Source organism: Streptomyces sp. NPDC055287, assembly GCF_053646035.1.
Genome location: NZ_JBSHNE010000012.1, coordinates 198,548 through 214,548, shown reverse-complemented (window position 1 = coordinate 214,548; position 16,001 = coordinate 198,548). Strand labels below are relative to the sequence as shown.

10 protein-coding genes are annotated in these 16,001 nt (G+C 71.9%); 7 read left to right on the top strand and 3 right to left on the bottom strand.

What is annotated here, in order from left to right:
* Positions 1-64 precede the first annotated feature (64 nt).
* On the top strand, positions 65-1,582 hold the full coding sequence (locus ACWIHY_RS21075) for an MFS transporter (RefSeq protein ID WP_454377182.1): 1,518 nt from the start codon (positions 65-67) through the stop codon (positions 1,580-1,582).
* Between the two features lie 106 nt (positions 1,583-1,688).
* Here the strand turns inward: ACWIHY_RS21075 and ACWIHY_RS21070 are convergent, their stop codons facing one another.
* The 3 genes from ACWIHY_RS21070 to ACWIHY_RS21060 form a co-directional block, all read right to left on the bottom strand.
* Positions 1,689-3,149: a glutamate synthase subunit beta gene (locus ACWIHY_RS21070; RefSeq protein ID WP_454377181.1), complete on the bottom strand. Its 1,461-nt coding sequence runs from the start codon at positions 3,147-3,149 to the stop codon at positions 1,689-1,691.
* Positions 3,142-7,701: a glutamate synthase large subunit gene (gene gltB, locus ACWIHY_RS21065; protein WP_454377180.1), complete on the bottom strand. Its 4,560-nt coding sequence runs from the start codon at positions 7,699-7,701 to the stop codon at positions 3,142-3,144. Before gltB ends, ACWIHY_RS21070 begins: the two co-directional genes overlap by 8 nt.
* A gap of 292 nt (positions 7,702-7,993) precedes the next feature.
* Positions 7,994-8,725 carry a VIT1/CCC1 transporter family protein gene (locus ACWIHY_RS21060; protein ID WP_454377179.1) on the bottom strand — a complete coding sequence of 244 codons (732 nt, stop codon included), beginning with the start codon at positions 8,723-8,725 and terminating at the stop codon, positions 7,994-7,996.
* 219 nt (positions 8,726-8,944) lie between these two features.
* On the opposite strand from ACWIHY_RS21060, the gene ACWIHY_RS21055 reads away from it, so the two are divergent.
* The 6 genes from ACWIHY_RS21055 to ACWIHY_RS21030 are packed head-to-tail and all read left to right on the top strand — an operon-like array spanning position 8,945 to position 15,990.
* Positions 8,945-10,006: an ADP-ribosylglycohydrolase family protein gene (locus ACWIHY_RS21055; RefSeq protein ID WP_454377178.1), complete on the top strand. Its 1,062-nt coding sequence runs from the start codon at positions 8,945-8,947 to the stop codon at positions 10,004-10,006.
* Positions 10,003-11,220, top strand: a complete 1,218-nt coding sequence (locus tag ACWIHY_RS21050; RefSeq protein ID WP_454377177.1) for an ADP-ribosylglycohydrolase family protein — start codon at positions 10,003-10,005, stop codon at positions 11,218-11,220. The genes ACWIHY_RS21055 and ACWIHY_RS21050 overlap by 4 nt, the downstream gene beginning before the upstream one ends.
* A 6-nt stretch (positions 11,221-11,226) precedes the next feature.
* Positions 11,227-12,384, top strand: a complete 1,158-nt coding sequence (locus ACWIHY_RS21045) for an ADP-ribosylglycohydrolase family protein (protein WP_454377176.1) — start codon at positions 11,227-11,229, stop codon at positions 12,382-12,384.
* On the top strand, positions 12,381-13,943 hold the full coding sequence (locus ACWIHY_RS21040; protein ID WP_454377175.1) for an ADP-ribosylglycohydrolase family protein: 1,563 nt from the start codon (positions 12,381-12,383) through the stop codon (positions 13,941-13,943). Before ACWIHY_RS21045 ends, ACWIHY_RS21040 begins: the two co-directional genes overlap by 4 nt.
* The gene (locus ACWIHY_RS21035) at positions 13,940-15,166 is read left to right on the top strand and encodes a CaiB/BaiF CoA transferase family protein (RefSeq protein WP_454377174.1); all 1,227 of its coding nucleotides are present in this window, start codon (positions 13,940-13,942) and stop codon (positions 15,164-15,166) included. The genes ACWIHY_RS21040 and ACWIHY_RS21035 overlap by 4 nt, the downstream gene beginning before the upstream one ends.
* Positions 15,163-15,990: an HpcH/HpaI aldolase/citrate lyase family protein gene (locus ACWIHY_RS21030; RefSeq protein WP_454377173.1), complete on the top strand. Its 828-nt coding sequence runs from the start codon at positions 15,163-15,165 to the stop codon at positions 15,988-15,990. Before ACWIHY_RS21035 ends, ACWIHY_RS21030 begins: the two co-directional genes overlap by 4 nt.
* The last annotated feature ends 11 nt before the right edge of the window (positions 15,991-16,001 follow it).

Here is a 16,001-nt window from a genome sequence, read left to right as displayed (position 1 = left end):
GACACGCCCGCACCCCACAGTCGGCGCTTGACCTCAACTCCGCTTGAGGTACGAGGGTTTAACCATGAAGCCGATACGTGTCCCCCGCGCCGGAATGACCTTGCTGATCGTCCTGCTCGGTTACCTCACCTTCCCCATGTCCATGTCCGGCACGACGATCGCCCTCCCCGAGATCGGCCGGGACCTCGACGCATCGGGCGCGTCCCTCCAGTGGGTCGTCACCGGCTATTTCCTGACCGCGTCCGCGTTCATGCTCGTCGCGGGCTCGCTCGGCGACCTCTTCGGACGCCGGAAGGTGTACGCGGCGGGCGCCGCCGTCTACACCGCCGGCACCTTCGTCGCCTCCACCGCCCAGAGCATCCTGGTCCTGGACGCGGCCCGCACGCTCTCCGGGATCGGCGCGGCCGGCGTGATGGCGGGCGGCGGCGCGATCCTCGCGACGGCCTTCGAAGGACCGGCCCGCACCAAGGTGTTCGCGACGGTCGGCACGGTCGCGGGCATCGGCATCGCGGTCGGCCCGAGCGTCTCCGGCGCGCTGGTGGGCGCGTTCGGATGGCGTACGGCCTTCCTCGTCTTCGGGGTCGCCGGCATCGTCATCTTCTCCGCGACCTTCCTCATGACCGAGTCGCGCGCCGCTGGCCGCCCGCGCGTGGACAGGGCCGGCGCGGTCACCTTCATCGCGGCGCTCGGCCTGGTCATGTTCGCCGTCACCCAGGGCGGCAAGGCGGGCTGGACCGGCCCGCGGGTACTCGTTCCACTGCTCGGCGGTCTCGCACTGCTCGCCCTCTTCGTGCGGGTCGAGCGCCGCGCCGACCGCCCGATGCTGGATCTGGCGCTTCTGCGCAACCGCCGGTTCATGGGCTGGATCGTCGGCGCGACGTCCGTGGCGATCGGCTCCTCCGGGGTGATGATCTTCTTCCCCACCTACCTCCAGGGTGCCAACAGCCTCTCCGCCGGTGACGCCGGCCTGGTCATGCTGATGATGACCGCCCCCGTCTTCGTCGTCCCGCAGATCGGCGGCCGCCTGGTCAACCGCGGCGTCCCGGCCCGCCACCTGGTCGGTACGGCCCTCCTGCTGTCCGCCGCCGGAAACGCCCTGCTGGTCCTCCTGCTGCACCCCGGCGCCGGCGCCGCCACCCTCGCCGCCCCGCTGATCCTGATCGGCGTGGCCAACGGCCTGGCCATGGGCCTGGTCGACGCGCAGGCCATGGGCATGGTCGCCCAGGAGCACGTGGGCATGGCTTCGGGGCTGCTCAACACGATCCGGGCCGGCTCCAACTCCCTGATGCTCGCCGTCTTCGGCGCCGCCCTGATCACCCTCGTCCAGACCCGCGTGGGCGACGCCGCCCTGGCGGCCGACGTGGCGGCGGGCAAGCTGGCGGGCCCCCGCCACGCCGAACTGGCCGGACAGTTCACGTACGCCTGGCAGTTCGCCCTGACGCTCGTCGCCCTCACGATGGCGGTGGCGGCCGTCCTGGTTCACCGGATGCTGGCCCCCTCGAAGGAGGAACCCGGTGCCGCTCCCGTACCCGCCGAGCCCGGTGAGTTCCCGGCGGACAAGCGCCCGGCGCTGCGGGGCTGACAACATGGCGCGGCGCCCGCCCCATGTCCGGTCGGGGACAGGGCGGGCGCCGCATAGTTCCGTACGCCGTTGTACGGGACGTCTTGGGGGCCGTAAGGGCCGTACGTCAGACGGTCAGGGCACGGTCCGTCGGCTTCACCGGGGCGGGCAGTTCGCTCGTCCCCGTCAGGAACCGGTCCACGCCCCGGGCCGCCGAGCGACCCTCGGCGATCGCCCAGACGATCAGCGACTGGCCGCGGCCGGCGTCACCGGCGACGAAGACGCCGTCGACGTTGGTCGCGTACTGCGCGTCGCGCGCGACGTTGCCGCGTGCGTCGAGCTCCAGGCCGAACTGCTGGACCAGACCGTTCGCCTGGTCGGTGCCGGTGAAGCCCATGGCCAGTGTGACCAGCTGAGCGGGGATCTTCCGCTCCGTACCGGCCTTCTGCTCCAGCTTACCGTCCTTGAACTCCACCTCGACGAGGTGCAGGAACTGGACGTTGCCGTCCTCGTCGCCCTCGAAGTGGGTGGTCGAGACGGAGTAGACCCGCTCGCCGCCCTCCTCGTGCGCGGAGGTGACCTTGTAGAGCATCGGGAACGTCGGCCACGGCTGGTTGGCGTTACGGTCCTCGCCCGGCCTCGGCATGATCTCCAGCTGCGTGACGGAGGCCGCGCCCTGGCGGTGGGCGGTGCCCACGCAGTCCGCGCCGGTGTCGCCGCCGCCGATGACCACGACGTGCTTGCCCTCGGCGGTGATCGGGGAGACCGTCAGGTCGCCCTCCTGCACCTTGTTGGCGAGCGGCAGGTACTCCATCGCGAAGTGGATGCCGTTCAGTTCACGGCCCGGGACCGGCAGGTCGCGGGAGACCGTCGCACCGGCGGCGATGACCACCGCGTCGTACCGGCGCCGCAGCTTGGCGGCGTCGATGTCGCGGCCGATCTCGACCTCCGTGCGGAACTTGGTGCCCTCCGCGCGCATCTGCTCGATGCGGCGGTTGATGTGCACCTTCTCCATCTTGAACTCGGGGATGCCGTAGCGCAGCAGGCCGCCGATGCGGTCGGCGCGCTCGTACACCGCGACCGTGTGGCCGGCCCGCGTCAGCTGCTGGGCGGCGGCGAGACCCGCCGGGCCCGAGCCGATGACGGCGACGGTCTTGCCCGACAGACGCTCGGGCGGCTGCGGCGTGACGTCGCCGTTGCCCCACGCCTTGTCGATGATCGAGACCTCGACGTTCTTGATGGTGACGGCCGGCTGGTTGATGCCGAGCACGCACGCCGACTCGCACGGGGCCGGGCACAGCCGCCCGGTGAACTCCGGGAAGTTGTTCGTGGCGTGCAGCCGCTCCGACGCCGCCGCCCAGTCCTCGCGGTAGGCGTAGTCGTTCCACTCGGGGATGAGGTTCCCGAGCGGACAGCCGTTGTGACAGAACGGGATGCCGCAGTCCATGCAGCGCCCGGCCTGCTTGCTGATGATCGGCAGCAGGGAGCCGGGAACGTAGACCTCGTTCCAGTCCTTGACGCGCTCACCGGCGGGACGGGTCTCGGCGACCTCGCGTCCGGTGGTCAGGAAGCCCTTGGGGTCAGCCATTGGTCGCCGCCTCCATCATCTTCTCGGTGGTCTCCTGCTCGGAGAGACCGGCGAGCTCAGCGGCGTCCTTGGCGGCGAGCACTGCCTTGTACGTGGACGGGATGATCTTGCTGAAGCGGGCCACCGCGGCGTCCCACTCGGCCAGCAGCTTCGAGGCGACCGTGGACCCGGTCTCCTCCTCGTGGCGGCGCACCACATCGTGCAGCCACAGCTTGTCGGTGTCGTCGAGAGCCTCGACCGCCCCGGCGTTGCCTGAGTTGACGTTGTCCGGGTCGAGGTCGATGACGTACGCGATGCCGCCGGACATGCCGGCCGCGAAGTTGCGCCCGGTCTCACCCAGCACCACCGCGCGACCGCCGGTCATGTACTCGCAGCCGTGGTCGCCCACGCCCTCCGACACGACCGTGGCACCGGAGTTGCGGACGCAGAAGCGCTCGCCCGTCCTGCCCCGCAGGAAGAGCTCACCGCTGGTGGCGCCGTACGCGATGGTGTTGCCCGCGATCGTCGAGTACTCGGCGAGGTGGTCGGCGCCCCGGTCGGGACGGACGACGATCCGGCCGCCCGAAAGGCCCTTGCCCACGTAGTCGTTGGCGTCGCCCTCCAGTCGCAGCGTCACACCGCGCGGCACGAAGGCGCCGAAGGACTGACCGGCCGAGCCCGTGAAGGTGATGTCGATGGTGTCGTCGGGCAGACCGGCCCCGCCGAACTTCTTCGTCACCTCGTGACCGAGCATCGTGCCGACGGTCCGGTTGATGTTGCGGATCGCGACCTGAGCGCGGACCGGTCCGGCGGCCTCGGCGCTCTCCACGGCCAGGGCGTCGGCGGCGAGCTTGATCAGCTCGTTGTCGAGCGCCTTCTCCAGCGCGTGGTCCTGGGTCGTGATCTGGTGGCGGACCGCGCCCTCCGGCAGCTCGGGCACGTAGAAGAGCGGCTCCAGGTCGAGACCCTGCGCCTTCCAGTGGTCCACGGCCGCGTCGGTGTCGAGCAGCTCGGCGTGGCCGACGGCCTCTTCGAGCGTACGGAAACCGAGCTCGGCCAGCAGCTCGCGCACTTCCTCAGCGATGAACTGGAAGAAGTTGACGATGTATTCGGCCTTGCCGGAGAACCGGTCACGCAGGACCGGGTTCTGCGTCGCGATGCCGACCGGGCAGGTGTCCAGGTGGCACACGCGCATCATGACGCAGCCGGAGACGACGAGCGGCGCGGTCGCGAAACCGAACTCCTCGGCGCCGAGCAGCGCGGCGATGATGACGTCGCGGCCGGTCTTCAGCTGACCGTCGGTCTGGACGACGATACGGTCGCGCAGCCCGTTGAGCAGCAGCGTCTGCTGGGTCTCGGCGAGGCCGAGCTCCCAGGGACCGCCCGCGTGCTTGAGCGAGGTGAGCGGCGAAGCACCCGTACCACCGTCGTGTCCCGAGATCAGCACGACGTCGGCGTGCGCCTTGGACACACCCGCCGCGACGGTGCCGACACCGACCTCCGACACCAGCTTCACGTGGATGCGCGCGGCCGGGTTGGCGTTCTTGAGGTCGTGGATCAGCTGAGCCAGGTCCTCGATGGAGTAGATGTCGTGGTGCGGCGGCGGCGAGATGAGCCCCACGCCGGGTGTCGAGTGCCGGGTCTTCGCGACCCACGGGTAGACCTTGTGGCCGGGCAGCTGACCGCCCTCGCCGGGCTTCGCGCCCTGCGCCATCTTGATCTGGATGTCGTCGGCGTTGACCAGGTACTCGCTCGTCACACCGAAGCGGCCGGAGGCGACCTGCTTGATGCTGGAGCGCCGCGCCGGGTCGTACAGCCGCTCGGCGTCCTCGCCGCCCTCACCGGTGTTGGACTTGCCGCCCAGCTGGTTCATGGCGATGGCGAGGGTCTCGTGCGCCTCCTGGGAGATGGAGCCGTACGACATGGCGCCGGTGGAGAAGCGCTTGACGATCTCGGAGGCGGGCTCGACCTCGTCGATCGAAATGGCCTCACGGGCCGACGTGAACCCGAAGAGCCCACGCAGCGTCATCAGCCGCTCGGACTGCTCGTTCACCCGGTCCGTGTACTGCTTGAAGATGTCGTACCGGCGGTTGCGCGTGGCGTGCTGGAGGCGGAATACCGTCTCCGGGTCGAACAGGTGCGGCTCGCCCTCGCGGCGCCACTGGTACTCGCCGCCGATCTCCAGCGCGCGGTGCGACGCGGAGATCCCGGAGGCCGGGTACGCCTTGGCGTGCCGGGCGGCGACCTCCTTGGCGACGACGTCCAGACCGGCGCCGCCGATCTTGGTCGCCGTGCCGTTGAAGTACTTCTCGACGAAGGCCTCGTCCAGACCGACGGCCTCGAAGACCTGCGCGCCCCGGTAGGAGGCGACGGTCGAGATGCCCATCTTGGACATGACCTTCAGGACGCCCTTGCCGAGGGCGTAGATCAGGTTCCGGATGGCCTGCTCGGGCTCGGCGCCCTCGATGAACGTCCCCGCGCGGACCAGGTCCTCGACGGACTCCATGGCCAGGTACGGGTTGACGGCGGCCGCGCCGAAACCGATGAGCAGCGCGACGTGGTGGACCTCGCGCACGTCGCCGGCCTCGACGAGCAGGCCCACCTGGGTGCGCTGCTTCGTACGGATGAGGTGGTGGTGCACGGCGGAGGTGAGCAGCAGCGACGGGATCGGCGCGTGCTCGGCGTCCGAGTGCCGGTCGGAGAGCACGATCAGGCGGGCGCCGGCCTCGATGGCGGCGTCGGCCTCGACGCAGATCTCCTCGATCCGGGCGGCCAGCGCGTCCCCGCCGCCGCTGACGCGGTAGAGACCGGACAGCGTGGCGGCCGTCAGGCCCGGCATGTCGCCGTCGGCGTTGATGTGTATGAGCTTGGCCAGCTCGTCGTTGTCGATCACCGGGAACGGCAGCGTGACGTTGCGGCAGGTCGCGGCGGTCGGCTCCAGGATGTTGCCCTGCGGGCCGAGCGACGAGCGCAGCGAGGTGACGAGCTCCTCGCGGATGGCGTCCAGCGGCGGGTTGGTGACCTGCGCGAAGAGCTGCGTGAAGTAGTCGAAGAGCAGCCGGGGCCGCTCGGACAGCGCCGCGATGGGCGAGTCCGTGCCCATGGAGCCGAGCGGCTCGCCGCCGGTGCGGGCCATCGGCGCGAGGATGACGCGGAGCTCTTCCTCGGTGTAGCCGAAGGTCTGCTGGCGGCGGGTGACCGAGGCGTGGGTGTGCACGATGTGCTCACGCTCGGGCAGGTCCTCCAGCTCGATCTCGCCGGCTTCCAGCCACTCCTGGTACGGAGCCTCGGCGGCGAGGCCGGCCTTGATCTCGTCGTCCTCGATGATCCGGTGCTCGGCGGTGTCGACGAGGAACATCTTGCCGGGCTGCAGCCGGCCCTTGCGGACCACCTTGGCCGGGTCGATGTCCAGCACGCCCACCTCGGAGGACAGCACGACCAGCCCGTCGTCCGTCACCCAGTAGCGGCCGGGACGCAGACCGTTGCGGTCGAGTACGGCGCCGACCTGGGTGCCGTCGGTGAAGGTGACGCAGGCGGGGCCGTCCCAGGGCTCCATCATCGTGGCGTGGTACTGGTAGAACGCGCGGCGGGCCGGGTCCATGGAGTCGTGGTTCTCCCACGCCTCGGGGACCATCATCAGCACGGCGTGCGGCAGCGAGCGTCCACCCAGGTGGAGCAGCTCCAGTACCTCGTCGAAAGACGCGGAGTCCGAGGCGTCGGGCGTACAGACGGGGAAGATCCGCTCCAGCTTCTCGGCCCCGAAGAGGTCGGAAGCGAGCTGCGACTCACGGGCACGCATCCAGTTGCGGTTGCCCTTGACCGTGTTGATCTCACCGTTGTGCGCGACGAAGCGGTACGGGTGGGCGAGCGGCCAGCTCGGGAAGGTGTTCGTCGAGAACCGCGAGTGGACCAGCGCGACGGTGGTCGCGAAGCGCCGGTCGGACAGGTCCGGGAAGAACGGCTCGAGCTGCCCGGTGGTGAGCATGCCCTTGTAGACGATGGTGCGCGCGGAGAGCGACGGGAAGTAGACACCGGCCTCACGCTCGGCGCGCTTGCGCAGGACGAATGCCTTGCGGTCCAGCTCCAGACCCGTCGACGTACCGTCCGCCACGAAGATCTGGGCGAAGGACGGCATGGTGGCGCGGGCGCCGTTGCCGAGCAGGGAGGGAGTGACGGGAACCTCACGCCACCCCAGAACGTCGAGGCCTTCCTCAGCGGCGATCGCCTCGATCCGCTCGACGGCCTGTGCGGAGCCGTCGGCGGGAAGGAAGGCGATGCCGACGGCGTACGCCCCGGCCTCGGGGAGGTCGAATTCCGTGACCTCGCGCAGGAAGGCGTCAGGGACCTGGAGCAGGATTCCGGCGCCGTCGCCGGAGTCGGGCTCGGATCCCGTGGCACCGCGGTGTTCGAGGTTGCGCAGTACGGTCAGCGCCTGCTCGACCAGCTCATGGCTGGCCACACCGGTCAGGGTGGCCACAAAGCCGACGCCACAGGCGTCGTGCTCGTTACGGGGGTCGTACATCCCCTGCTGGGCGGGGCGACCGTCCATGGGCGACCAGGCGTCGGAACGCATCGGCACTCCCGTCGTCGTCGTGGCATATGCAACTACCGAGGGACGACGTTGGCCCTCCGCGAAATTTCGTGCAGGTTACATGATGGCTGGCTTCTCGCGAAGTGGATAGCGCATTCCAACATGCGGACACCGCTCATAGCGGTGCAGGTGACTCAAAGGCGGACGGACCGACATTCACCCGGTCGTCACGGAGCAGGCTTCATTGCCTGCGGTGTCGTGGGCTCTTGCCCGGTGGTTGCGAAGACGAAACCACCGAGTAACAGATTACTTATGTGGAGCCCCGCATAGTGTCTCACTCTACGGCTGTTCCGAACAGAGCGCCGAGGGCGTACGTCACACCCGCCGCGGTTCCACCGAGCGCCAGCTGCCTGAGCCCGCTGAACCACCAGGACCGCGCCGTCACCTTCGCCACGAGCGCCCCGCAGGCGAACAGCCCCACCAGCGCGAGCACCACCGCCGGCCACATCGTCGAGGCCCCGAGGAGGTACGGCAGTACGGGCAGCAGGGCGCCCAGCGCGAACGCCCCGAACGACGATACGGCGGCAACCAGGGGTGAGGGAAGGTCCCCGGGGTCGATCCCGAGCTCCTCGCGGGCGTGGATCTCCAGCGCCTGCTCGGGGTCCCTGGACAGCTGCGTGGCGACCTCACGCGCCAGGTCCGCGTCGACGCCCCGCGACTCGTAGAGCGCGGCGAGCTCCTCCAGCTCGTCCTTGGGATGCTTGCGCAACTCCCTGCGCTCCACATCCAGTTCGGCCTCGACGAGCTCGCGCTGCGAGGCCACGGAGGTGTATTCGCCCGCCGCCATGGAGAAGGCGCCGGCGGCCAGTCCGGCGAGGCCGGTGATGACGATCGTCTGCTGTCCCACGGACCCGCCGGCCACACCGGTCATCAGCGCCAGGTTCGAGACCAGACCGTCCATCGCCCCGAAGACCGCCGGGCGCAGCCAACCCCCATTGACGTCACGGTGGGTGTGGTTGTCGCGGTGCGCCTCGTGAAGCGTCGCCTCGGTCTCGATGATGGCCATTTCGCCCGTTCCCCTCTCGCCGGAGGCGGGGCCGTATGCGGCCCGCTCCACCCCTCAACAGCATCGAAAGTACGCACGATTCGAGCGGCCCGCCAGCAAGGCAGGCCGTACTTACCCGCAGCTCAGACCCCACGCCGACCGGGTGACGCTGGCGATTCGGAGCCTTTGCCGGGCCCTCGCGTGGCACAGATCCAGGAACGAGCCCAGGGAGTTGATTCCATGCAATCCCGCACCGATCAAGGCCGCGCGCTGGAGGCCCTGCGCGAGCTTCACGCCGTTCGCGCACTCCGCGACAGGGGGCGGGGCGCCCTGCTCGGGCTGGCGGTGGGCGACGCGCTCGGGGCCCCTGCGGAGAACATGAAACCCTCGGAGATCCGCCGCCGTTGGGGCCGCATCGAAGGCTTCGTGTCCTCCGATCCCGCCGGTACGGACGACACGGAGTACGCCATTTTCTCCGGTCTCCTCCTGGCCCGCCACGGCTCGGCGCTCACCGTGGCCCACGTCGAGAATGCGTGGCACCTGTGGATCGCCGACCTGGACGAAGGCCCATTCCGGGGCGCGGGCTTCAGCGAACGCGGCACGCTGGAGAACCTCCGCCGGGGCCTGGCCGCCCCCATCTCGGCCCAGCACCGCCACGCGTGGAGCGACGGCCTGGCGATGCGCGCCGCTCCGTTCGGCGTGTTCGCGGCGGGCCGCCCGGCGGAGGCGGCGCGGCTGGTGGCGATCGACGGCTGCGTGAGCCACGAGGGCGAGGGCATCTACGGCGGCCAGGCGGTGGCGGCGGGCGTGGCGGCCGCCATGACGGGCGACAGCCCTTCCGCGATCACCGCCGCCGCCCTGTCCGTCATCCCGTCCGACTCCTGGACGGCCCGCTCGCTGCGCCGTGCGGTGGCCGCGGCCCCGGACGGCGAACGGGCGGTTCGCTCGGCGGTGGTGATCGGCGGCTACCCGTGGACGGATCTGGCCCCGGAGGCAGTGGGCCTGGCGTTCGGCGCTTTCGCGGCGTCCCGGGGCGACTTCACCACCGCGGTCCTGACGGCGGTCAACATGGGCCGCGACGCGGACACCACGGCGGCGGTGGCGGGCGCCCTGGCCGGCGCGATGTGCGGGGCCGGGGCGATCCCGCCGGCCTGGGCCTCGGTGATCTCCCCGGCGAGAGGAAGCTGCCTCCCGTCGATGCGGGACTACCACGTCCTCGACGTGGCGGACCTCCTGACCCCGGACGACGACTCCCCGGACTCCACCGGTCCCCGGGCCCATCCCCACCGGGCAGCGTCATGACCCCCTACGACCCCCCACCGCCCACCCCGGACGAACCGCCGGACACCTCAGCCGCACTCCCCACGGCCACAGCCACCACGCCGGCGCCACTCCCCACCACGCCCGGACCGCGCCGGATCGAAGGGCTTCTCCTGGGCCTGGCCGCGGGGGACGCCGCCGGGTGGCCCGCAGCGCGCCACCGCGCCGCTCGTATGCCCGACTGGACCCGCCGCCTCACCCGCGAACTCGACACGTTCGCCGAGCAGAACGCCACCACCACCCTCCCCGTCCCCATCGCCCTGAACCAGCCCCCCGAACCGCTGCGCCTGGGCCCGTCCGACGACGCGGAGTGGGCCGCCTTCACCGCCGGTACGATCCTCGCCGCCAGCCCCGGCAGGATCCGCGCCGCGGTGGACCGCGCCTGGACCGCCCTCGCCGCCGAGGTCGCCGCGGCCGCCGACCGCGCCCCCGAGGTCGAGTCCGCCGTACTCCCCCTCCGCGCCCGGATCTCCGTTCGCGCCGGCCTCGGCAACCTCGCCACCGGCCTGCGCCCGCCCGCGACCGGCCACGACAACCCGCACTACTTCGACGACGCCGCCTGCATCCGCGCCGCCGTCCTCGCCACCGTCCACCCCGGCGACCCGGCCGCCGCCGCGGTGCTGGCCGAGTTCGACGCCCGCTACACCCAGGACGGCGACGGCGTCCACGGCGCCCGCGCCATGGCCGCGGCGATCGCGGCCGCCCTGGGCGGCGCCGGGGTCGACGAGGCGGTGGACGCCGCACTCGCCCAGCTCCCCCGGGCCACCGAGATCGGCCGCAACGCGGCCCACGCCGTACACCTGGCGCGCGAAGCCCGGGCCGCGACCGCCACACACCCCTGCGGCGGGGCCTTCGCCCTGGTCCCCACCCTCGAGCACCAGATCGTCGACCACGTCTACAGCTACGGCATCGCCGCCGCCGAAACCGTCCCCGTCGCCCTCGCCCTGGCCACCGCCGCCCGCGGCCGCGTCAGCGAGGCCGTACCGGCGGCGGCCTGCCTGTCCCGGGTCGCGGACTCCGCCCCCGCCCTCGCCGGCGCCCTGACCGGCGCGCTCTGCGGCGGCGACGCGCTCCCGGCCGGCTGGCGCGACACCTGCCGGACTCTGGTCGGCTGCGCCCTCCCCCGCCTGGCCGGCACGGACCTGGTGGAACTCGCCTCACACCTGGCACAACTCCACCCCACCACGAACGGATGATCCACCATGACGACCTTCCCCCCACTCACCCTGGAGGACCGGACCACCGGCAGCCTGATCGGCGCAGCCGTCGGCGACGCGCTCGGCGGACCGGTCGAGGGCTGGTCCCCCGAGCAGATCTCCGAACGCCACGGCGGCCGCGTCCACGGCATCGTCGGCCCGTTCCACGAGGACTGGCGTACGGCGCGCCCCATCGCCCCGTACCACAAGGGCGACGGCCACATCACCGACGACACCCTGATGACCCACGCCCTGATCCGCGTGTACGACGCCGCACGGGACCACCTGGACGCCTACGCGGTCGCCGACCACCTGGTCCCCCAGCTCATCGAATCCCCCGTCTGGATCCCGGAGCTGGAAACAGAAGCCCTCCCCCTCCAGCGCGTCTTCCTCGCCGAGAAGTGGATCGTCGCCCGCCTCCACTACGGCCACGTGGACCCGCGCGAAGCCGGCACCGGCAACATCGTCAACTGTGGCGCGGCGATGTACATGGCCCCGGTCGGCCTGGTCAACGCGGGCAACCCCACCGCGGCGTACGCCGAGGCGATCGACGTGGCCGGCGCCCACCAGTCGTCGTACGGACGCGAGGCGGCCGGCGTCTTCGCCGCCGCGGTCGCCGCCGCCTGCGCCCCCGAGGCCACGCCCGCCACCGTGGTCGACACGTGCCTGTCCCTCGCGAAGGACGGCACCCGCTCGGCGATCGAGGCCGTGGCCGAAGCCGCCGTGCGCCACCACGACTTCGAGTCCGCGCTCGCCCCGCTCCGCGCCGCCGTAGCGCCGTTCGACACAGTGGGCCCGGACTACCGCAGACCGACCCTCGCCGCCCGCCGCCCCTCCCGCCTGCACTCCATCGAGGAACTCCCCATCGCCCTCGGGATGCTCCTGGTCGCCGGCGGCGACTACCGCCACACCGTCCTGGGCTCGGTCAACTACGGCCGTGACTGCGACTCGATCGCCACGATGAGCGGCGCCATCTCCGGTGCCCTGTACGGCGAGGCGGCGATCCCCTCCGACTGGGCGAAAACCGTCGCAGAGGCGAGCCGAACCGACCTGCACGCCCCGGCGCGCACCCTCGCGGCCGTGACCCGCGAGATCTACACCCGCGACACGGAGCGCCGCCGGTCCCACGAGGCGATCTTCACGGCGCTGGCGGGCACGGCGTGAGCGTACGGCTGACCTGGGTGCAACCGGAGGACTTGATCACCCACGAACTGCGCCAGGCCTCGGAGGACGGCCGCGACGCGACAGCGATCCGTAGCCGCTGGCAAGCGGCGGGCGGCCCCCCGGCCCCACCCGCCGCCGGCGCGTCCCCCACCCCCGCACCCGCCCGCCTCCGCGCCCTGGCGCAGCACCTCCTGAACGACCTGTCCCAACTCCCCACCCCCACCCACCAAGCAGAACCGACCGACCTGCCCGCCATCAGATCCGCGTGCCCGACATGGCCCGGCGGCACAACCGCCCCCCGTACCCACCCCGCCCGGCGCATTCCGGCGCCGGGAGGGGACGTGCCGGGGCGCTCCCCGCAGGACGTCGGACGCGATCACCCCGCACAACACCGAGCACCCGCGTGTTCGGCGCCCGAGGAGACGCCCCGGCGCGGCACCGACCCCGACGCCCCCGCGAACGGCGGACCAGCTCACCGCGCAGAAGCTACCGCGGCCCCCCTTCTCCCCCGCCTGCACGCCGCCTGGCTGGGCCGAGCGGCCGGCTGCCTCCTGGGAAAGCCGGTGGAAAAGCTCCCCCTCCCGGCCATCCGCCAACTGGCCGCCGCCGCCGGCAACTGGCCCCTGGACACCTGGTTCACCGCCCGGGGCGTCCCCCGCCACCTCCTCAGCCGCCACCCCTGGAACCGCCGCTCCGCCCCCACGTCCCTCGCCGAGAACATCAACGGCATGCCCGAGGACGACGACCTCAACTACCCGCTCCTCGGCCTGCTCCTCCTCCAGCGCCACACCAAGGCCTTCACGACCACCCACCTGGCCGGGCTCTGGCTGGACGAACTACCGGCCGGCCGCGCCTTCACGGCCGAGCGCATCGCCTACCGCAACCTCCTCCTCGGCCTGACGCCCCCTCACACCGCCAGCCACCACAACCCGTTCCGCGAATGGATCGGCGCCCTGATCCGAGCCGACATCCACGGCTGGACGCACCCCGGCGACCCGGCCGCCGCCGCCGAACAGGCCCACCGGGACGCGACACTCACCCACACGGCCAACGGTGTGTACGGCGCCACGTTCATCGCCGCGACCATCGCCGAGGCCGCCGCCGGGTCCACCGACGTACATCACTGCCTGCGCACCGGCCTGACCGTCGTCCCCCCGGGATCCCGCCTCGCCCGAGCGGTCCGTCACGGCATCGAAACAGCGGTCAGGGCATCCGCCACCAGCTTCGACACCGTCGTGGACGACCTCCACGCGACCTACGGCCACCACCACTGGGTGCACGTCCTGCCGAACGCCGCCCTGATCGCGGCCGCGCTCACCCACGCGGACGGCGACTTCACCGGCTCCATCTGCCGCGCGGTGTCCGGCGGCTGGGACACGGACTCGAACGGCGCGACGGCCGGCAGCATCGCGGGCCTCGTCGCCGGCTCCCCGGACGCCATCCCCAGCCGCTGGACCGCTCCCCTCCACAACCGCCTGGCCACGTCCGTCGCCGGCCTGGACGGCATCGGCTTCGACACCCTGGCCCACCTCACCCACACGGAGGCACTCCGGCCATGACGACGACACCACCAGCACCCACACCCGCACCCGCGCCCCAGCCCCTCACCGGCCTGCGCGTCCTCGACCTGGCCACCCTCTTCGCCGGTCCCCTGGCCGCCACCATGCTCGGCGACTTCGGCGCGGACGTGATCAAGGTCGAGCACCCCACCAAACCCGACCCCTCCCGGGGCCACGGCCCCTCCAAGGACGGCATCGGCCTGTGGTGGAAGCTGCTCGGCCGCAACAAGCGCACCATCACCCTCGACCTCTCCTGCCCCACCGGCCGCGACGCCCTCCTGCGCCTCACCGCCACCACCGACGTGATCATCGAGAACTTCCGCCCCGGCACCCTGGAGAAGTGGGGCCTCGGCCCGGCGGAACTGAGCGCCGTCAATCCCCGCCTGATCCTGACCCGCGTCACCGGCTTCGGCCAGTTCGGCCCGTACTCCCACCGCCCCGGCTTCGGCACGCTCGCCGAAGCGATGAGCGGTTTCGCGGCGATCACCGGTGAGCCCGAAGGCCCGCCCACGCTCCCCCCGTTCGGCCTGGCCGACTCGATCGCGGCGCTCGCCACCGCCTACGCCGTGATGACGGCGCTCACGGCCCGCACCACAACCCACCGCGGCCAGGTCGTCGACATGGCCATCATCGAACCGATCCTCACCGTCCTCGGCCCCCAGCCGCTCTGGTACGACCAACTCGGCTACGTCCAGCCCCGCACCGGCAACCGCTCCCGCAACAACGCCCCGCGCAACACCTACCGCACCTCCGACAGCGCCTGGGTGGCCGTCTCCACGTCGGCCCAGTCCGTGGCCGAGCGCGTGATGCGCCTGGTGGGCCGCCCCGACCTGATCGACGAACCGTGGTTCACGACCGGCAGCGGCCGCGCCGAGCACGCCGACGAACTCGACGAGGCGGTGGGGCACTGGATCGGCCGCCGCACCCGCGACGAAGCGCTGGCCGCGTTCGAAAAGGCGGAAGCGGCGATCGCGCCCGTCTACGACGTACAGGACGTCATGACCGACCCGCAGTACCGCGCCCTGGACACCATCACCGAGGTCCAGGACCCGGAACTCGGCCCGCTGCGCATGCAGAACGTCCTCTTCCGCCTCTCCGAGACCCCCGGTGGAATCCGCTGGGCCGGCCGCCCGCACAACGCCGACACGGACGCCGTACTCACCGAGGCGGGCCTGTCCGCATCCGAGATCGGCACGCTCCGAGCGACCGGCGGCACCCGATGACCACACCGCTGACTGCCTTGACCTGGCTCTACGTGCCGGGTGACCGCCCCGAGACGGTCGTCAAGGCGCTGCGGTCCGGCGCCGATGTGGTGATCGTGGACCTGGAGGACGCGGTCGCGCCCGACCGCAAGGGGTACGCCCGCTCAGCGACCGCCGAACTCCTCACCGAACGCCCCCCGGCGCCCGTCCACGTCCGGGTGAACGCCCTCGGCACCCCCTTCGCCGAAGCCGACCTTCACGCCCTCGACCGCCTCCCCGGCCTCGCGGCCCTTCGCCTCCCGAAGATCACGGACCCCTCCGAAGTACGCCGCGTCGCGCACCGGATGCCGGACGTGCCGCTGTACGCCCTGCTCGAATCAGCGCTGGGCATCGAGCACGCGTACGTGATCGCCGGCGCGCACCCACGTCTGCGCGGGATCGCCCTGGGCGAGGCGGACCTCTGCGCGGATCTGGGCGTACGGGACGACGCCGGGCTCGCGTGGCCGCGCAGCCGGGTGGTGGTCGCCGCACGGGCGGCGGGACTGGAGCCGCCGGTCCAGTCGGTGTACGCCGACGTACGGGACCTGGAGGGACTGGCGGCGTCGTGTGCGCGGGGCCGGGCGCTCGGCCTCCTGGGCCGTACGGCGCTGCATCCCCGCCAGCTGCCGGTGATCGAGCGCGCGTTCCTTCCCGCGCCCCGGGAGGTCGAGCAGGCGGAGGAGGTCGTCAAAGCCGCAGCGACGGACGGGGGCGCTCTGGCGCTGCCCGACGGCCGTTTCGTCGACGCGGCGGTCGTCGCAGCCGCCCACAGGATCCTGGCTCTGGCATCGCGCGGCGGCCGATAGACCGGCGTCGG

What these genes read in the sequence shown, in the direction of transcription:
- ACWIHY_RS21050 (WP_454377177.1), top strand. Translation starts at nt 10,003, where the DNA reads ATGACCCCCTACGACCCCCCACCGCCCACCCCGGACGAACCGCCGGAC.
- ACWIHY_RS21075 (WP_454377182.1), top strand. Translation starts at nt 65, where the DNA reads ATGAAGCCGATACGTGTCCCCCGCGCCGGAATGACCTTGCTGATCGTC.
- ACWIHY_RS21035 (WP_454377174.1), top strand. Translation starts at nt 13,940, where the DNA reads ATGACGACGACACCACCAGCACCCACACCCGCACCCGCGCCCCAGCCC.
- ACWIHY_RS21055 (WP_454377178.1), top strand. Translation starts at nt 8,945, where the DNA reads ATGCAATCCCGCACCGATCAAGGCCGCGCGCTGGAGGCCCTGCGCGAG.
- gltB (WP_454377180.1), bottom strand. Translation starts at nt 7,701, where the DNA reads ATGCGTTCCGACGCCTGGTCGCCCATGGACGGTCGCCCCGCCCAGCAG.
- ACWIHY_RS21070 (WP_454377181.1), bottom strand. Translation starts at nt 3,149, where the DNA reads ATGGCTGACCCCAAGGGCTTCCTGACCACCGGACGCGAGGTCGCCGAG.
- ACWIHY_RS21045 (WP_454377176.1), top strand. Translation starts at nt 11,227, where the DNA reads ATGACGACCTTCCCCCCACTCACCCTGGAGGACCGGACCACCGGCAGC.
- ACWIHY_RS21030 (WP_454377173.1), top strand. Translation starts at nt 15,163, where the DNA reads ATGACCACACCGCTGACTGCCTTGACCTGGCTCTACGTGCCGGGTGAC.
- ACWIHY_RS21060 (WP_454377179.1), bottom strand. Translation starts at nt 8,725, where the DNA reads ATGGCCATCATCGAGACCGAGGCGACGCTTCACGAGGCGCACCGCGAC.